The 13,158-nt window shown below is 72.3% G+C and carries 16 protein-coding genes; 8 read left to right on the plus strand and 8 right to left on the minus strand.

Annotation, left to right across the window (positions count from 1 at the left end; translation table 11 throughout):
* The first annotated feature begins 27 nt into the window (after window positions 1-27).
* The 4 genes from EOE48_RS19190 (at window position 28) to EOE48_RS19205 (ending at window position 4,059) form a co-directional block, all read left to right on the plus strand.
* Window positions 28-978 carry an ABC transporter permease gene (locus EOE48_RS19190; RefSeq protein WP_127732113.1) on the plus strand — a complete coding sequence of 317 codons (951 nt, stop codon included), beginning with the start codon at window positions 28-30 and terminating at the stop codon, window positions 976-978.
* A 2-nt stretch (window positions 979-980) separates the two neighbouring features.
* A complete protein-coding gene (locus EOE48_RS19195) occupies window positions 981-1,823 on the plus strand; it encodes an ABC transporter permease (RefSeq protein ID WP_127732115.1) in 843 nt (280 codons plus the stop codon).
* The gene (locus tag EOE48_RS19200) at window positions 1,823-3,490 is read left to right on the plus strand and encodes an ABC transporter ATP-binding protein (protein ID WP_127732117.1); all 1,668 of its coding nucleotides are present in this window, start codon (window positions 1,823-1,825) and stop codon (window positions 3,488-3,490) included. The genes EOE48_RS19195 and EOE48_RS19200 overlap by 1 nt, the downstream gene beginning before the upstream one ends.
* 65 nt (window positions 3,491-3,555) lie before the next feature.
* Complete coding sequence (locus EOE48_RS19205) at window positions 3,556-4,059, plus strand: DUF427 domain-containing protein (protein ID WP_127732119.1); 504 nt, start codon at window positions 3,556-3,558, stop codon at window positions 4,057-4,059.
* A 404-nt stretch (window positions 4,060-4,463) separates the two neighbouring features.
* On the opposite strand, the gene EOE48_RS29275 is transcribed toward EOE48_RS19205, so the two are convergent.
* Together EOE48_RS29275 and EOE48_RS19210 are read right to left on the minus strand one after the other, a co-directional pair.
* Window positions 4,464-4,640 (minus strand): hypothetical protein, encoded by a 177-nt coding sequence (locus tag EOE48_RS29275; RefSeq protein WP_187371480.1) that lies wholly within the window; start codon window positions 4,638-4,640, stop codon window positions 4,464-4,466.
* A gap of 105 nt (window positions 4,641-4,745) precedes the next feature.
* Window positions 4,746-4,997, minus strand: coding sequence for a type II toxin-antitoxin system prevent-host-death family antitoxin (locus EOE48_RS19210; protein WP_127732121.1), 252 nt, complete (start codon window positions 4,995-4,997; stop codon window positions 4,746-4,748).
* A gap of 163 nt (window positions 4,998-5,160) precedes the next feature.
* On the opposite strand from EOE48_RS19210, the gene EOE48_RS19215 reads away from it, so the two are divergent.
* Window positions 5,161-5,838 carry an HAD family hydrolase gene (locus EOE48_RS19215; protein WP_127732123.1) on the plus strand — a complete coding sequence of 226 codons (678 nt, stop codon included), beginning with the start codon at window positions 5,161-5,163 and terminating at the stop codon, window positions 5,836-5,838.
* Here EOE48_RS19215 and EOE48_RS19220 read toward each other — a convergent pair.
* Entirely contained in the window at window positions 5,828-6,808 is a 981-nt protein-coding gene (locus EOE48_RS19220) for a quinone oxidoreductase family protein (protein ID WP_127732125.1), read from the minus strand. The two genes, EOE48_RS19215 and EOE48_RS19220, sit on opposite strands and share 11 nt — an antisense overlap.
* A 111-nt stretch (window positions 6,809-6,919) precedes the next feature.
* Between EOE48_RS19220 and EOE48_RS19225 the strand changes: the two genes are divergently transcribed.
* Both EOE48_RS19225 and EOE48_RS19230 read left to right on the plus strand, forming a co-directional pair.
* The gene (locus EOE48_RS19225) at window positions 6,920-7,804 is read left to right on the plus strand and encodes a LysR substrate-binding domain-containing protein (RefSeq protein ID WP_127732127.1); all 885 of its coding nucleotides are present in this window, start codon (window positions 6,920-6,922) and stop codon (window positions 7,802-7,804) included.
* A gap of 72 nt (window positions 7,805-7,876) precedes the next feature.
* A complete protein-coding gene (locus tag EOE48_RS19230; protein WP_127732129.1) occupies window positions 7,877-8,512 on the plus strand; it encodes a LysE family translocator in 636 nt (211 codons plus the stop codon).
* Window positions 8,513-8,534: 22 nt separating this feature from the next.
* Here EOE48_RS19230 and EOE48_RS19235 read toward each other — a convergent pair whose 3' ends face one another.
* The 5 genes from EOE48_RS19235 to EOE48_RS19255 all read right to left on the minus strand — a co-directional run bounded on the left by EOE48_RS19235 (window position 8,535) and on the right by EOE48_RS19255 (window position 11,893).
* Window positions 8,535-8,831, minus strand: a complete 297-nt coding sequence (locus EOE48_RS19235; protein WP_127732131.1) for a helix-turn-helix domain-containing protein — start codon at window positions 8,829-8,831, stop codon at window positions 8,535-8,537.
* Between the two features lie 23 nt (window positions 8,832-8,854).
* Window positions 8,855-9,232, minus strand: coding sequence for a type II toxin-antitoxin system RelE/ParE family toxin (locus EOE48_RS19240; RefSeq protein ID WP_127732133.1), 378 nt, complete (start codon window positions 9,230-9,232; stop codon window positions 8,855-8,857).
* 65 nt (window positions 9,233-9,297) lie between these two features.
* Complete coding sequence (locus EOE48_RS19245; protein WP_127732135.1) at window positions 9,298-9,813, minus strand: hypothetical protein; 516 nt, start codon at window positions 9,811-9,813, stop codon at window positions 9,298-9,300.
* 75 nt (window positions 9,814-9,888) lie between these two features.
* Window positions 9,889-11,187: a dual-specificity RNA methyltransferase RlmN gene (rlmN, locus tag EOE48_RS19250; RefSeq protein WP_127732137.1), complete on the minus strand. Its 1,299-nt coding sequence runs from the start codon at window positions 11,185-11,187 to the stop codon at window positions 9,889-9,891.
* 91 nt (window positions 11,188-11,278) lie between these two features.
* Window positions 11,279-11,893: a hypothetical protein gene (locus EOE48_RS19255; protein ID WP_127732139.1), complete on the minus strand. Its 615-nt coding sequence runs from the start codon at window positions 11,891-11,893 to the stop codon at window positions 11,279-11,281.
* A 225-nt stretch (window positions 11,894-12,118) separates the two neighbouring features.
* Here EOE48_RS19255 and EOE48_RS19260 point away from each other — a divergent pair, with 225 nt between their 5' ends.
* Window positions 12,119-13,156 (plus strand): phosphotransferase, encoded by a 1,038-nt coding sequence (locus EOE48_RS19260; RefSeq protein ID WP_127732141.1) that lies wholly within the window; start codon window positions 12,119-12,121, stop codon window positions 13,154-13,156.
* The last annotated feature ends 2 nt before the right edge of the window (window positions 13,157-13,158 follow it).

Genomic DNA, 13,158 nt, shown 5'->3' on the forward strand with positions numbered 1-13,158 from the left:
GCCGTTCCGCGCGCCCCGAGGGCCCCGATGAAGAGCCAGATCGCCTACCTCGTGCTCAACCGGATGGCGGCGGCGCTCGTCACCCTGCTGGTCGTGTCGTTCACGATCTTCTTCGCCACCGCGATGCTGCCGGGGGACGTCGCCGAGGTGCTGCTCGGGCAGGCGGCGACGCCGGAGGCGGTGGCGGGCCTGCGCACGGCGATGCATCTCGACGAGCCGGCGATCCTGCGGTTCCTGCGCTGGATCGGCGGCCTCGCCACCGGCGACCTCGGCACCTCCTACGCCAACGCGATTCCCGTGGCCAAGCTCATCGGCGGGCGCCTCGCCAACACCCTCAAGCTCGCCGCGGTGACCGCCGTGGTCTCGGTGCCGGTCGCCCTCGGCCTCGGCATCCTGGCGGCGGTGCTGCGCGGAACGCTGTTCGACCGCGTCGTCACCGCGCTGACCATCGGGGTCATCTCGGTGCCGGAATTCATGATCGCGACCTCGGCGGTGCTGCTGTTCTCGGTCTACCTCAAGTGGCTGCCGGCCTTGTCCTTCGCCAACGAGGTGCAGTCGCTCGGGCAGCTCCTGCGGGTCTTCGTCATGCCGGTGCTGACGCTGAGCTTCGTCATCTCGGCCCAGATGATCCGCATGACCCGGGCCGCGGTGGTCGAGGCGCTGGACAAGCCCTATGCCGAGATGGCGCTGCTCAAGGGCGCCTCGCGCACCCGGGTCGTGCTCCGGCACGCCCTGCCGAACGCGCTGGGGCCGATCGTCAACGCGGTCGCGCTGTCGCTGTCGTACCTCCTCGGCGGCGTCATCATCGTCGAGACGATCTTCAACTATCCGGGCATCGCCAAGCTGATGGTCGACGCGGTCTCGACCCGCGACCTGCCGCTGATCCAGACCTGCGCGATGATCTTCTGCCTCGGCTACCTCCTGCTGATCACGATCGCCGACATCGTGGCGATCGTGTCGAACCCGAGGCTGCGCTGACCATGGCCGCCACACTCCGCTCCCGTCTGCGCCTCGGCTACGCCCTCAACCCGGTCGGGGTCGTCGGGTTCTGCATCGTCGCGTTCTGGGCCGTGATGGCGCTGGCGGCGCCGCTGATCGCCCCCCATCCGGTCGGCGAGATCGTCGACTTCGACTATTTCGGTCCGATGACGCGGGAGTTCTGGCTCGGCACCGACTATCTCGGCCGCGACATGCTCTCGCGCATCCTGATGGGCGCGCGCTACACCGTCGGCATCTCGCTGGCCGCCGTCGCGCTCGCCTGCTTCACCGGCGTCACCCTCGGCATGACCGCGGCGGTGACCGGGGGCTGGTTCGACACGGTGCTCAGCCGCTTCCTCGACGCCCTGAACTCGATCCCGAGCAAGCTGTTCGGCCTCGTGGTGGTGGCCGGCATCGGCTCCTCGATCCCGGTCCTGATCGCGACACTGGCGGTGATCTACACGCCGGGCGCCTACCGGTTCGCCCGGGCGCTCGCGGTCAACGTCAACACGATGGACTTCGTCACCGTCGCGCGGGTGCGCGGCGAGGGGACCGGCCACATCATCGGCTCCGAGATCCTGCCCAACATCATCGGCCCGGTCCTGGCCGATCTCGGGCTGCGCTTCGTCTTCGTGGTGCTGCTGCTGTCGGGCCTGTCGTTCCTCGGCCTCGGCGTGCAGCCGCCCGACGCCGACTGGGGCGCGATGGTGCGCGAGAACATCGGCGGCCTGCCGTTCGGCGCGCCGGCGGTGGTCGTGCCCTCGCTGGCGATCGCGAGCCTGACGATCAGCGTCAACATGCTGATCGACAACCTCCCCCGCCGCATCCGGGACCGGAGCGCCTGATGGCCCACCTCGTCGAGATCCGCGGCCTGCGCGTGGAGGCGAAGACCGATTCCGGCCGCCGGATCGAGATCATCCGCGGCGTCGACCTCGACGTCGCCGACGGCGAGATCCTCGCCCTGATCGGCGAGAGCGGCTCGGGCAAGACCACCATCGCCCTGTCGCTGCTCGGCTACACCCGCGCCGGCTGCCGGATCGCCGGCGGCTCGGTGACGGTCGACGGCCGCGACATGGCGGCCCTGCCGGAGGCGGAGCGCGCCGCGCTTCGCGGCACGATGGTGGCTTACATCCCCCAGAGCGCGGCCGCGGCGTTCAACCCGTCCCGGACGGTCATGGAGCAGGTGATCGAGGTCGCGCGCATCCACGACCTCATGCCGCCCGACGCGGCCCGCGCCCGTGCCGTCGAGCTGTTCCGCGCCCTGGCGCTGCCGGAGCCCGAGACGATCGGGGCGCGCTACCCGCACCAGGTCTCGGGCGGCCAGCTCCAGCGCCTGTCGGCCGCGATGGCGCTGATCGGCGCGCCCAAGCTCGTGATCTTCGACGAGCCGACCACCGCCCTCGACGTCACCACCCAGATCGAGGTGCTGCGCGCCTTCAAGGCGGTGATGAAGGAGAGCCGGGCCGCGGGCGTCTACGTCTCGCACGACCTCGCGGTCGTGGCGCAGATCGCCGACCGGATCGCGGTGCTGAAGGGCGGCGAGGTGCAGGAGGTCGGCGCCACCGGGCAGATCCTGGCGCGGCCGACCCATCCCTACACCCGCGCGCTCCTCGACGCGGTCGAGCCCTCGGCCGGCGCCGCGCGGCCGGCGGAGGCGGCCGGCCCCGGCCCGCTCCTTGAGGTGACCGAGGTGGTGGCGGGCTACGGCCGGATCGGGCCGGACGGGATGCCGCTGGTGCCGGCGATCCGCCGGGTGAGCCTGACGGTCGAGCGCGGCCGCAACCTCGGCATCATCGGCGAGTCCGGCTGCGGCAAGTCGACCCTCGCGCGGGTCATCGCCGGCATCCTGCCGCCGGTCTCGGGCCGCATCGCCCTCGACGGCACGCCGCTCGCCCCCGCCGCGGCCCAGCGCCCGCGCGACGCCCTGCGCCGGCTCCAGATCGTGTTCCAGCTCGCCGACACCGCGCTCAACCCGGCGAAGGCAGTCGGCGAGATCCTCGGCCGGCCGCTGACCTTCTACCACGGCCAGCGCGGCCGGGCCCGCGAGGCCCGCATCGACCGGCTCCTCGACATGGTCCGGCTGCCGCGGGCGCTGAAGACCCGGCTGCCCGGCGAGCTGTCGGGCGGGCAGAAGCAGCGGGTGAACCTCGCCCGCGCCCTCGCGGCGGAGCCGGAGCTGGTCATCTGCGACGAGATCACCTCGGCCCTCGACAGCGTCGTGGCGGCGGCGATCATCGAGTTGCTCGGCGAATTGCAGCGCGAGCTCGGCCTGTCCTACATCTTCATCAGCCACGACCTCGCGATGGTGCAGTCGATCTGCGACCGCATCGCGGTGATGGTTGCCGGCGAGAAGATCGAGGAGCTGGCGCCCGGGGATTTCGGCGCGCCGGGCACCCATCCCTATTCGCGCCTCCTGCACGCCTCGATGCCGAAGCTCGACCCCGGCTGGCTCGACGGCCTCGGCCGCGATGCCGCCGTGGAGTGGCCGGTGCGGGCCGGGGCGGCGTCGTAGGGTCGCCTCCCCGCCGGCGGCGCGGCCCCTATAAGCCTCGGAACGACGACGCCAGGAGAGCGACGATGCCGGCAGGTCATCCCGATCCGGATCCGGTGGGTCCCGGACAGGAGAGCGTGTGGGACTATCCGCGCCCGCCGCGCCTGGAACCGGTGCCCGAGCGCCTGCGCGTCGTCTTCGACGGCGTCGTCATCGCCGACACGGTGCGGGGCTTCCGGGTCCTGGAGACCTCGCACCCGCCGACCTACTACCTGCCGCCCGGCGACATCGCGCCCGGCGCGATCGTGCCGGCCGGGGCGGGCAGCGTGTGCGAGTGGAAGGGCCGCGCGGCGTATTTCGACGTGGTCGGGCCGCGGCGGCGGGCGTCGCGGGTGGCCTGGGCCTATCCAAACCCGACCCGGGCCTTCGCCGGCCTCGCCGGCCATGTCGCGTTCTATGCCGGGCCGATGGATGCCTGCCTCGTCGGCGAGGAGCGCGCGACCCCGCAGCCGGGCGGGTTCTACGGCGGCTGGATCACCCGCCGCGTCGTCGGCCCGTTCAAGGGCGAGCCCGGCACGATGGGGTGGTAGGGGGCTCCTGAGCGAGGTCGATTTCCATATCGCGAAGCGATTGCGCAGCAATCGCCGAGCGATCAGTCGGAAACCTTGTGAGATCCCACGACCGCCCGGTGCGGGTTGGCGAACCGGGGACCCGCGCGGAGGTGGGACGGCGTGGCCGCGGACCGCCTTCGTCCGGGTCCGCAGACGGTGCCGCTCAGGCCCGCCGGAGCGCCGAGAGCGCCCGGAACGGCGCGGCGAGCAGGCTGAGCACCGCGCCTCCCACCAGAACCAGGATCACCGAGAGGGCAATGGCGAGGAGGCTGACGACGCGCATCGGGAACGCTTTCGCACTGGAGAGCAGGATGCGCGGCACTCAACGCCCCGAAGGTGGCGGGAGTGAGGGCGACGAAGCCCGGGGCTGCGGCGGAACGCCCTCATCGCAGGGCCGCGAGGGCGGCATGGATGAGGGTCGCGCCGCCCACCGGCGCCATCAGCAGGAGTACCACGTTGATGGCGATGATCCACAGGAACACCAGTTCCTGGCGCCTGGTCAGCCGCGGCCGGCGCTCCGGCGGCTCCCAGGACGGCTTCCATCCACCCTCGGCGTACATCGGCGCCTCCGTCCGGTTCGCGCATCCATCGCTGTCATCGGTCGTCGGCCGCGAGGGTTCGCGGGCGGATGCGTGTTTCCCCGCGGCGCGGCGTCGTGACGCCGGTCAGGAGCCGGACGGCAGGATCGCGGCGTAGCCCGCCTCGCCGTCCTCGCCGGCATGGGCGAGGAACAGCGCCGCGAGGGTGCCGGGCTGGGCCTGCCGCCCCTCCCATTCCGCTTCGGACACCATCACCACCGCCTCCCGCGGCGTGCGGGTGATCCGCTGCGGCTCGCCGGCGAGGGCGCGCTCGACCAGGGCGGACAACTCCGCCCGCGCCTTGTGCAGCGGGTGGGACGGCAGCGCGGCCGGTTTCATCGGGAACCTCGGGCGTCGGATCCACCACCCTAGCCGAGCCGCCGCGCCGCTTCCACGCGGCATCGCGGCGCCGGGTCGTCGCGGCGCCGGTCCGTCGCGGACGACGACCGGACGCGCTATGGCCGGCGCGCTGCCGCGGCGGCAGAGGCCGGAGGACGGCGCCATGGTTCCCGATCTCGTGATCTTCGACTGCGACGGCGTGCTCATCGACAGCGAGGTCCTGGCCGCGCAGGTCCATGCCGAGGCGCTCGCCCGGCTCGGCTGCCGCATCGGGGCCGCCGAGCTGATCCGCCGCTTCACCGGCGTGCCCGACCGCGAGATGGTTCCGGTGATCGAGCGGGAATGGGGCCGGAGCCTGCCGCCGGACTACGACGAGGGCGTCAAGGCGACGATCGCCGCGCGCTTCGCGACCGACCTGCAGCCGATTCCCCACGTCCGCGCGGCGCTCGACCGGATCGACCGGCCGGTCTGCGTCGCGTCGAGCAGCAGCCCGGAGAAGCTGCGGCTCGGGCTCGGCCTGACCGGGCTCCACGAGCTGTTCGCGCCCCACGTCTTCAGCGCGTCCCAGGTGCGGCGCGGCAAGCCCGCCCCGGACCTGTTCCTGTTCGCCGCCGAGCGCATGGGCGGGGTCGCGCCGGCGCGCTGCCTCGTGGTCGAGGACAGCGTCGCGGGCGTCACCGCGGCCCGGGCCGCCGGCATGCCGGTGGTCGGCTTCACCGGCGCCGGCCATTGCGGCCCCGACCACGCCGACACGCTGCGCGCGGCCGGCGCCGACCGCGTCATCGACGACCTGCGCCGCCTGCCGGCCCTGATCGACCCGGCCGCCGGTCTCACGGGGTGACGACGATCGCCCCCACCACCTCGCGCGCCTCGGCCGCCGCGTGCGCCGCCACGATGTCGTCGAGGGCGAAGCGCCGGCCGACATCAACCCGGACGTGGCCGCGCGCGATGGCGTCGAACAGGTCGGCGGCGTTGGCGCGCAGGAGCGCCGGATCGGCGTTGTGCGGGAACACCGAGGGGCGGGTCAGGAACAGGCAGCCTTTCTTGTTGAGCACTTCCGGGTCGACCGCCGGCGCCGGCCCCGAGGCCGCGCCGTAGGACACCACCAGCCCGAACGGCGCCGCGCAATCGAGCGAGGCGAGCAGCGTGTCCTTGCCGACCGCGTCGTAGACCACCCGCGCCTTGCGCCCGCCGGTCGCCTCCAGGAACGCCTTCGGCCAGTCGGAATCGGTGATGTCCACCACCGCCGTGCAGCCGGCGGCGAGCGCCGCCTCGCGCTTGTGCGGCGAGCCGGTGGTGCCGACGACGGTCGCGCCGAGCGCGGTCGCCCAGCGCGCCAGGATCTGGCCGACGCCGCCGGCCGCCGAGTGGACCAGCAGCAGGTCGCCGGCCTGGACCGCATGGGTGCGGCGCAGCAGGTACTGTGCGGTCAGGCCCTTGAACAGCAGGCTCGCGGCCGCCTCGTCGGAGACGGAGTCGGGCAGCGGCACGAGCTTGTCGGCCGGCACGATGCGCCGGTCGGCATAGGCGCCGACGCCCGCGTTCATCGTCGCGACCCGGTCGCCCTGCGCGAAGCCGGACACGCCCGGGCCCACCGCCTCGACCACGCCCGCCGCCTCGAAGCCGAGCCCGGTCGGCAGCGGCAGAGGGTAGATGCCCTTGCGCTGGTAGACGTCGATGAAGTTGAAGCCGATCGCGGTGTGGCGGATCCGGACCTCCCCGGTCCCAGGCTCCGGCAGGTCCCCGGTCTCGACGATCATCACCCCCGGGGCGCCGAACTCCCGGATCACGACGCGGCGTTGGGTCGGCATCGGTGTCCTGTCCTCCGTGCGGCGGGCGCCGCCATCGCCGATATGGCGCCCCGCGGCGCCGTGATAAATCGGCATCCGCGCACATCACTCGAAACCGGTGGTTTCCAATCGATGGACCGTCTCGCCAGCATGACGATCTTCGCCCGGGCGGTGGAGGCCGGCTCGTTCTCGGCGGCGGCCGACGCCCTCGCCCTGTCGCCGCAGGCGGTCGGCAAGCATGTGCGGCTGCTCGAGGAGCATCTCGGCGTCAGGCTCCTGCGCCGCACCACCCGCCGGCAGAGCCTCACCGAGACCGGGCGCCGCTTCTACGAGCGCGTGCGCACCATCCTGGCCGAGGTCGAGGCGGCCGAGGCCCTCGCGGCGGAGAGCCGGGCCGAGCCGCGGGGCGAGTTGCGGGTCAACGCCCCGGTGACGTTCGGGGCCTACGAGCTGGCGCCGGCCCTGCCGGACTACCTCGCGGCCTGCCCGGAGGTGTCGGTCGATCTCACCCTGTCGGACCGCATCGTCGACCTCGTCGACGAGGGCTACGACGCGCTGATCCGCGTCGGCCCGCTCGCCGACAGCGGCCTCGTCGCCCGGCCACTGCGGCCGCACGTCCTCGTCCTGTGCGCCGCCCCGGCCTATCTCGACCGGCGCGGCGTGCCGGCGCGGCCCGCCGACCTGCGCGGGCACGAATGCCTCGGCTTCGCCCACGGCACCACCCGCGGTCCCTGGACCTTCCCGGGCCCAGACGGGCCCGAGACCGTCGCGGTCACCGGGCGCTTCCGGGTCAATAACGGGCAGGCGCTCCTGAGCGCGGCGCTCGCCGGCCTCGGCATCCTGCTGCAGCCCGAGCCGCTGGTGCGCGACGCGCTCGCCGCCGGACGGCTGGTGCGCCTGCTGCCGGACCACGCGCCGCCGCCGCGCCCGATGCACGTCCTCCACGCCCCCGAGCGGCGGATCACCCCGAAGCTGCGCTCGTTCCTCGACTTCCTGGCGGCGCGGTTCGGCGGTTGACCGCGGGCCTTGCCCCGGCGCGCCGGAGGGCGCATCCCGGCACCGCGAGGTCCTCGCCCTGAGAATCCTGTCATGAGCTTCCTGCCCGACGCCCCGGCGCTCGCCGCCTACCTTCTCGCCTGCCTCGTGCTGTGGATCACGCCCGGGCCGGACATGAGCCTGACGCTCGCCCGCACCATCGGCGGCGGCCGCCGGGCCGGCATCGCCACCGTGCTCGGCACCAGCGTCGGCACCCTGTGCCACACCCTCGCGGCGGCCTTCGGCATCTCGGCGCTCATCGCCGCCTCGGCGGCCGCCTTCACGGTGCTGAAGGTGGTCGGCGCGCTCTATCTCGGCTGGCTCGCCATCGACGCGATCCGCCGCGGCTCCGCCCTCACCGTGCGCGCCGAGCGGGTGCAGGGCAGCCTGCGCCGCACCTTCTGGGTCGCGGCCGGCGTCAACCTCACCAACCCGAAGGTGGTGCTGTTCTTCATCACCTTCCTGCCGCAATTCGTGCGCGCCGACGCCGCCGACCCCGCCGGCCAGCTCCTGTTCCTCGGCCTCACCTTCGTGGTGCTGAACCTGCCGCTTGGCCTGCTGCTGGTCTTCGGCGCCGAGCGGATCACCGGCGCGCTCACCGCCCGGCCGCGGATCATGCGGGCGATCGATTGGACCTTCGCCGGCCTGTTCGGCGCCTTCGCGGCCCGGATCCTGATGACGAGCCGGTGAGGCGCGGCCGGTCGCGAGACGGTCAGGCCGTCTCCAGAGCGCGCTGCACCGCCTCCGGGTCGCGGCTGATGACCGTGAGATACGCCCGGGTCGAGGCATCCGGCTTGACCCGGCCCTGTTCGAGGTCACGCAGCGTTCCGAGCGGAAAGCCGAAGCGACGGGCAAATCCTTCCTGTGTGAGGTTCAGCGCCTTGCGGATCGACCGGATGTCGATCTCGGCGGCCGCGTGGATGCGGTAGCTGCCCGGCTCCGCCTCGCCCTTCGCGATGGCGACGGCTTCCTTGGCGGATCGGACGAGACGGCTTCCGAACGACGTCATGGTGTGCCTCTCCAAGCTCGGTATCAGGATGATGTCGGAGGTCGGGTATGGTCCCTCGCGCCTGCACCTTTCCTGTAGGCATCGGCGATCTGGCCCAATGTCGCTCGCAGGATGTTGCGCTCGGCTTGAGTGAGGTCTGCGCGCTGGCCTTTCGAGATCAGGGCGAGCAGGAACACCGGCACGTCCTCGGCCGCGTAGTATGTGATGACGCGATATCCACCCGACTTTCCCTGTTTTCTTCTGGGAAAGCGCACCTTGCGGGCACCGCCGGTCCCAGGGATCAGGTCACCGGCCAGTGGGTCCGCCGCGATCACCGCCGTCATGAACGCCACCTCGTCGTCCTCGACGCCGGCTGCCTTCGCATCCGCGAGAAACGTCGGGGTCTGGACCACCGTCTGCATTGCCGCAGAGTACGGACTTTCCGTACCTAAGTCGATCCCTCAGGCATGCGGCAAACCGTTTTCACTCACCGCCGCGCCGGCACCCACATCCGCGCCTCGCCCCGTCCCGCGAAGCGCCCGGCGAGCAGCCAGTAGACCAGCCCCGACACCGCGCCGGCGGCGAACAGCAGCCCCGCCACCCGGGTCTCGCCGGCGCTGAGCGGGCCGGCGGCGCCGTCGCCGCGCGAGGCGCGCATCAGCCAGGGCAGGCAGGCGGTGAGCAGGCCGGTGGCGCCGGCGTACCAGACGAGGGAGCGCCAGCGCAGCACCTCGCCCACCACCGCGTTGAGGGCCGGCGGCACCGCCAGCAGCAGCAGCACCGCCCGGCCGGCGCCGAGCAGCGCGTCGAGCATGCCGGGATCCGGCGGGTAGCCGGCGGCGAGCTCCGACAGCACCGAATCGATGGCGTAGAGCCCGAGCCGACCGAGCAGCTCGCGCAGGCCCGCATCCATCAGCGTGCCGAGGCCGAGCATCGCCGTCCCGGCCGGAATCGCGAGCAGCAGGGCGAAGCCCATCACCAGGAGACGGCCGAACAGGCGCATCGTGACAAAACCGATCCGTCCGCAGGGGCGCCGCCCCTGCACCCCGCCAGAGGACGTGACGTCCTCCGGACTCCCTCAATCGTCGTCGTGGCCGGCGCCGTAGACGCCCTCGGCGCCGATGCCGTCCTCCAGCATCAGCCGGGCCCGGGCGCGCAGCTTCTCGGTCTCGCTCTTGAGCTGGCCGCAGGCCGCCAGGATGTCCCGGCCCCGCGGCGTGCGCACCGGCGAGGCGTAGCCGGCATTGAACACGATCTCGGAGAACCGTTCGATCCGGTCCCAGTCCGAGCATTCATACTGGGAGCCGGGCCAGGGGTTGAACGGGATCAGGTTGATCTTGGCCGGGATGCCCTTGAGCAGCCGCACCAGTTCCCGCGCCTCGGCGTCGGAATCGTTGACGCCCTTGAGCATCACGTACTCGAAGGTGATGCGCCGGGCGTTCGACACGCCCGGATAGTCCCGGCACGCCTGGAGCAGATCCTTGATCGGATACTTTCGGTTGAGCGGCACCAGCTCGTTGCGCAGGTCGTCGCGCACCGCGTGCAGCGAGATCGCCAGCATCGCGTTGGCGTCGATGCCGAGCCGCTCGAATTGCGGCACCACGCCGGAGGTCGAGACCGTGATGCGCCGGCGCGACAGCCCGAGGCCCTCGTGGTCGCTCATCACCCCGATCGCGTCGATGACGTTGTCGACGTTGTAGAGCGGCTCGCCCATGCCCATGAACACGATGTTCGACACGAAGCGCGAGCCGTCGACCGGCACGAAGGCGCCCTTCGGCGGCGTCTGGCCGGGCCAGTCGCCGAGCCGGTCACGGGCCACGACGAGCTGCGAGACGATCTCCTGCGTCGACAGGTTGCGCACCAGACGCTGCGTGCCGGTGTGGCAGAACGAGCAGGTCAGGGTGCAGCCGACCTGAGACGACACGCACAGCGTGCCGCGGTCGTTGGCCGGGATGTAGACGCACTCGATCTCGGCGCCGCGGTTGTGGTCGTGCCGCCCGGTCGGCGGCATCCGCAGGAGCCACTTGCGGGTGCCGTCGCGCGACACCTGCTCGCTCACCACCTCCGGCCGGTCGAGGGTGTGGACCTCCGCGAGCTGGGCCTTGAGCACCTTGCTCACGTTGGTCATCGCGCCGAAATCCGCCGCGCCGCGCACGTTGATCCAGTGCCAGAGCTGGCCCGCCCGCATCCGCTGCTCGCGCTCCGGCACGCCGAGGGCCGCAAGACGCTCCTTCAGCGCCGCGCGGGTCAGGCCGACCAGCGAGCCGCCAGGCGTCATCGCCTCGGGGCGCACCTCGGGCGTCTTCTCGATCGCGCCGAGGGAATCGGAAACGGCGCGGGGCTCGCGCCGGGCGGTGTCGGTCGACGCCGTCGCCATGGAACGGAAGAACCTTCGGGTCGTGCGGGGTGTGGTCCCCCCGCATATAGGCGGTTTGCGGCCGAAACGCGAACCCGCCCGGCCGCGCCCCTTACTTGCACTCCTCGCGGGTCCGCTTCATCGCCTCGCCGAAGCCGTCGAGGCTGTACTCGTCGGTCGAGACGTTGCCGCGCAGCGACGCCGCCTTGACGGTGAGCTTCTTGACCTTGCCCATCTCGGCCACGACCCGGCCCTCCTCGGCCGGGTTCTGGAGCCAGGCATTGGTGCCCTTGACCACCAGGGCGTAGCGGGCCGAACCGAGGGTCATCACCGGGTCGTTGGCCGCCGACTGCGCCGGGGCCGCCGGAGCGGCGCCCGTCGCCGCCGCGGTCGTGGCCGCCGCCGCCTGGGCGCTGCCGGGCTTGGGCGCGAAGCCGAGCATCACCGCGACCTCGTTGGCCACCTTGTCGCCCTTGCGCACGGTGACGAACAGGTAGGCCGGGTCGCGCTTGAGGCTCTTCGGCAGCCGGGTCTCGGGCTGGCTGATCGCGTAGCACAGCCGGTTCCTGCCCTCGCCGGCCGCGAAGACGTTCCAGTCGCCGTAGGTGCCGATCGGGCTCGCCTGGAGGCTCGCCGGCGCGGCGTCCTCCTTCTTGGCCTTCGTGCGGGCGAGGGCGGGAGAGGCGACCAGGGCGGACGCGGCGGCGAGGAGGAGTACGCGAATCATGCGGGCATCCTAACCGGTTTCGACCCGAAGGCGATGGAGCGCCCCGGGGAGCGTCGCCGTGCCATGCCGGAAATCGCGGCCGGGCGAAAGACTTGCTGGCGAAAGAGTTGGAGGCGCGCCCGACCGGTGCGACTGCGCGAATTGCTGCACCGCACGAATGACCGGGCATCGCGGCTGGGGCATGGTCGGGCCCGAGGAAACGCCGAAGGGAGCCGACGAGGCCGCATGTCCGCCCTGCCCGAGACCATTCCGGTGCGCGAGGCGCACCGCTTTCCCACCGAGGCGCTCGACGCCTTCCTGGCCGCGCAGGGCCTCGGCGGCCTGAAGGAGCTGCGCCAGATGCGCGGCGGGCAGTCGAACCCGACCTTCCTGGTCGAGACGCCGGAGGGCGAGTACGTCCTGCGCAAGCAGCCGCCCGGCAAGCTCCTGCCCTCGGCCCACGCGGTCGACCGCGAGTTCCGGGTGCTGAACGCCCTGCGCCGGACCGACGTGCCGGTGCCGGCGGCGGTGGCGTTCTGCGCCGACCCGGCGGTGATCGGCACCCCGTTCTACCTCATGGAGCGCCTGCGCGGCCGGGTGTTCTGGGATCCGGCCCTGCCCGACCTGCCGAAGGAGGAGCGGGCCGGGATCTATTTCGGGATGAACGAGGCGCTGGCGCGGCTGCACCGGGTCGACCCGGCGACGATCGGGCTGTCCGATTTCGGCAAGGCCGGCAACTACTTCAAGCGCCAGACCGACCGCTGGTCGTCGCAATGGTCCGCCTCGAAGACCCGCGACAACCCGTCGATCGACCGCCTCGCGGAGTGGCTGCCGGCCCACATCCCCGACAGCGACGAGACCCGGATCTGCCACGGCGACTTCCGCCTCGACAACATGATCTTCCACCCGAGCGAGCCGCGGGTGATCGGCATCATCGACTGGGAGCTGGCGACCCTCGGGCACCCGCTCGCCGACCTCGCCTACAACTGCATCGCCTACAACACCGCCCCGACCGCCTATCGCGGCCTGTACGGGCGCGACCTCGCCGAACTCGGCATTCCGAGCCAGGACGACTACGTGCGGCGCTATTGCGAGCGCACCGGGCGCCCGGACGGCATCACGCCGTTCCACCTCGCCTTCGCGCTGTTCCGCCTCGCGGTGATCCTCGAAGGCGTGCTCGCCCGGGCCAAGGCCGGCAATGCGTCGAGCGACGAGGCGAGCGAGAAGGGCGCGCTCGGCGTCGTGCTCGCCGACCGCGCCTGGGAGATCGCCCGCGGACAGTGATC

It is taken from the genome of Methylobacterium oryzihabitans, from assembly GCF_004004555.2.
GTDB lineage: Bacteria > Pseudomonadota > Alphaproteobacteria > Rhizobiales > Beijerinckiaceae > Methylobacterium > Methylobacterium oryzihabitans.

Coding starts and splice junctions, on each gene's coding strand:
- EOE48_RS19235 (WP_127732131.1), bottom strand. CDS start 8,831: ATGACGTCGTTCGGAAGCCGTCTCGTCCGATCCGCCAAGGAAGCCGTC.
- EOE48_RS19255 (WP_127732139.1), bottom strand. CDS start 11,893: ATGATTCGCGTACTCCTCCTCGCCGCCGCGTCCGCCCTGGTCGCCTCT.
- EOE48_RS19220 (WP_127732125.1), bottom strand. CDS start 6,808: ATGCCGACCCAACGCCGCGTCGTGATCCGGGAGTTCGGCGCCCCGGGG.
- EOE48_RS19215 (WP_127732123.1), top strand. CDS start 5,161: ATGGTTCCCGATCTCGTGATCTTCGACTGCGACGGCGTGCTCATCGAC.
- EOE48_RS19190 (WP_127732113.1), top strand. CDS start 28: ATGAAGAGCCAGATCGCCTACCTCGTGCTCAACCGGATGGCGGCGGCG.
- EOE48_RS29275 (WP_187371480.1), bottom strand. CDS start 4,640: ATGTACGCCGAGGGTGGATGGAAGCCGTCCTGGGAGCCGCCGGAGCGC.
- EOE48_RS19245 (WP_127732135.1), bottom strand. CDS start 9,813: ATGCGCCTGTTCGGCCGTCTCCTGGTGATGGGCTTCGCCCTGCTGCTC.
- EOE48_RS19195 (WP_127732115.1), top strand. CDS start 981: ATGGCCGCCACACTCCGCTCCCGTCTGCGCCTCGGCTACGCCCTCAAC.
- EOE48_RS19260 (WP_127732141.1), top strand. CDS start 12,119: ATGTCCGCCCTGCCCGAGACCATTCCGGTGCGCGAGGCGCACCGCTTT.
- EOE48_RS19240 (WP_127732133.1), bottom strand. CDS start 9,232: ATGCAGACGGTGGTCCAGACCCCGACGTTTCTCGCGGATGCGAAGGCA.
- rlmN (WP_127732137.1), bottom strand. CDS start 11,187: ATGGCGACGGCGTCGACCGACACCGCCCGGCGCGAGCCCCGCGCCGTT.
- EOE48_RS19225 (WP_127732127.1), top strand. CDS start 6,920: ATGGACCGTCTCGCCAGCATGACGATCTTCGCCCGGGCGGTGGAGGCC.
- EOE48_RS19230 (WP_127732129.1), top strand. CDS start 7,877: ATGAGCTTCCTGCCCGACGCCCCGGCGCTCGCCGCCTACCTTCTCGCC.
- EOE48_RS19200 (WP_127732117.1), top strand. CDS start 1,823: ATGGCCCACCTCGTCGAGATCCGCGGCCTGCGCGTGGAGGCGAAGACC.
- EOE48_RS19205 (WP_127732119.1), top strand. CDS start 3,556: ATGCCGGCAGGTCATCCCGATCCGGATCCGGTGGGTCCCGGACAGGAG.
- EOE48_RS19210 (WP_127732121.1), bottom strand. CDS start 4,997: ATGAAACCGGCCGCGCTGCCGTCCCACCCGCTGCACAAGGCGCGGGCG.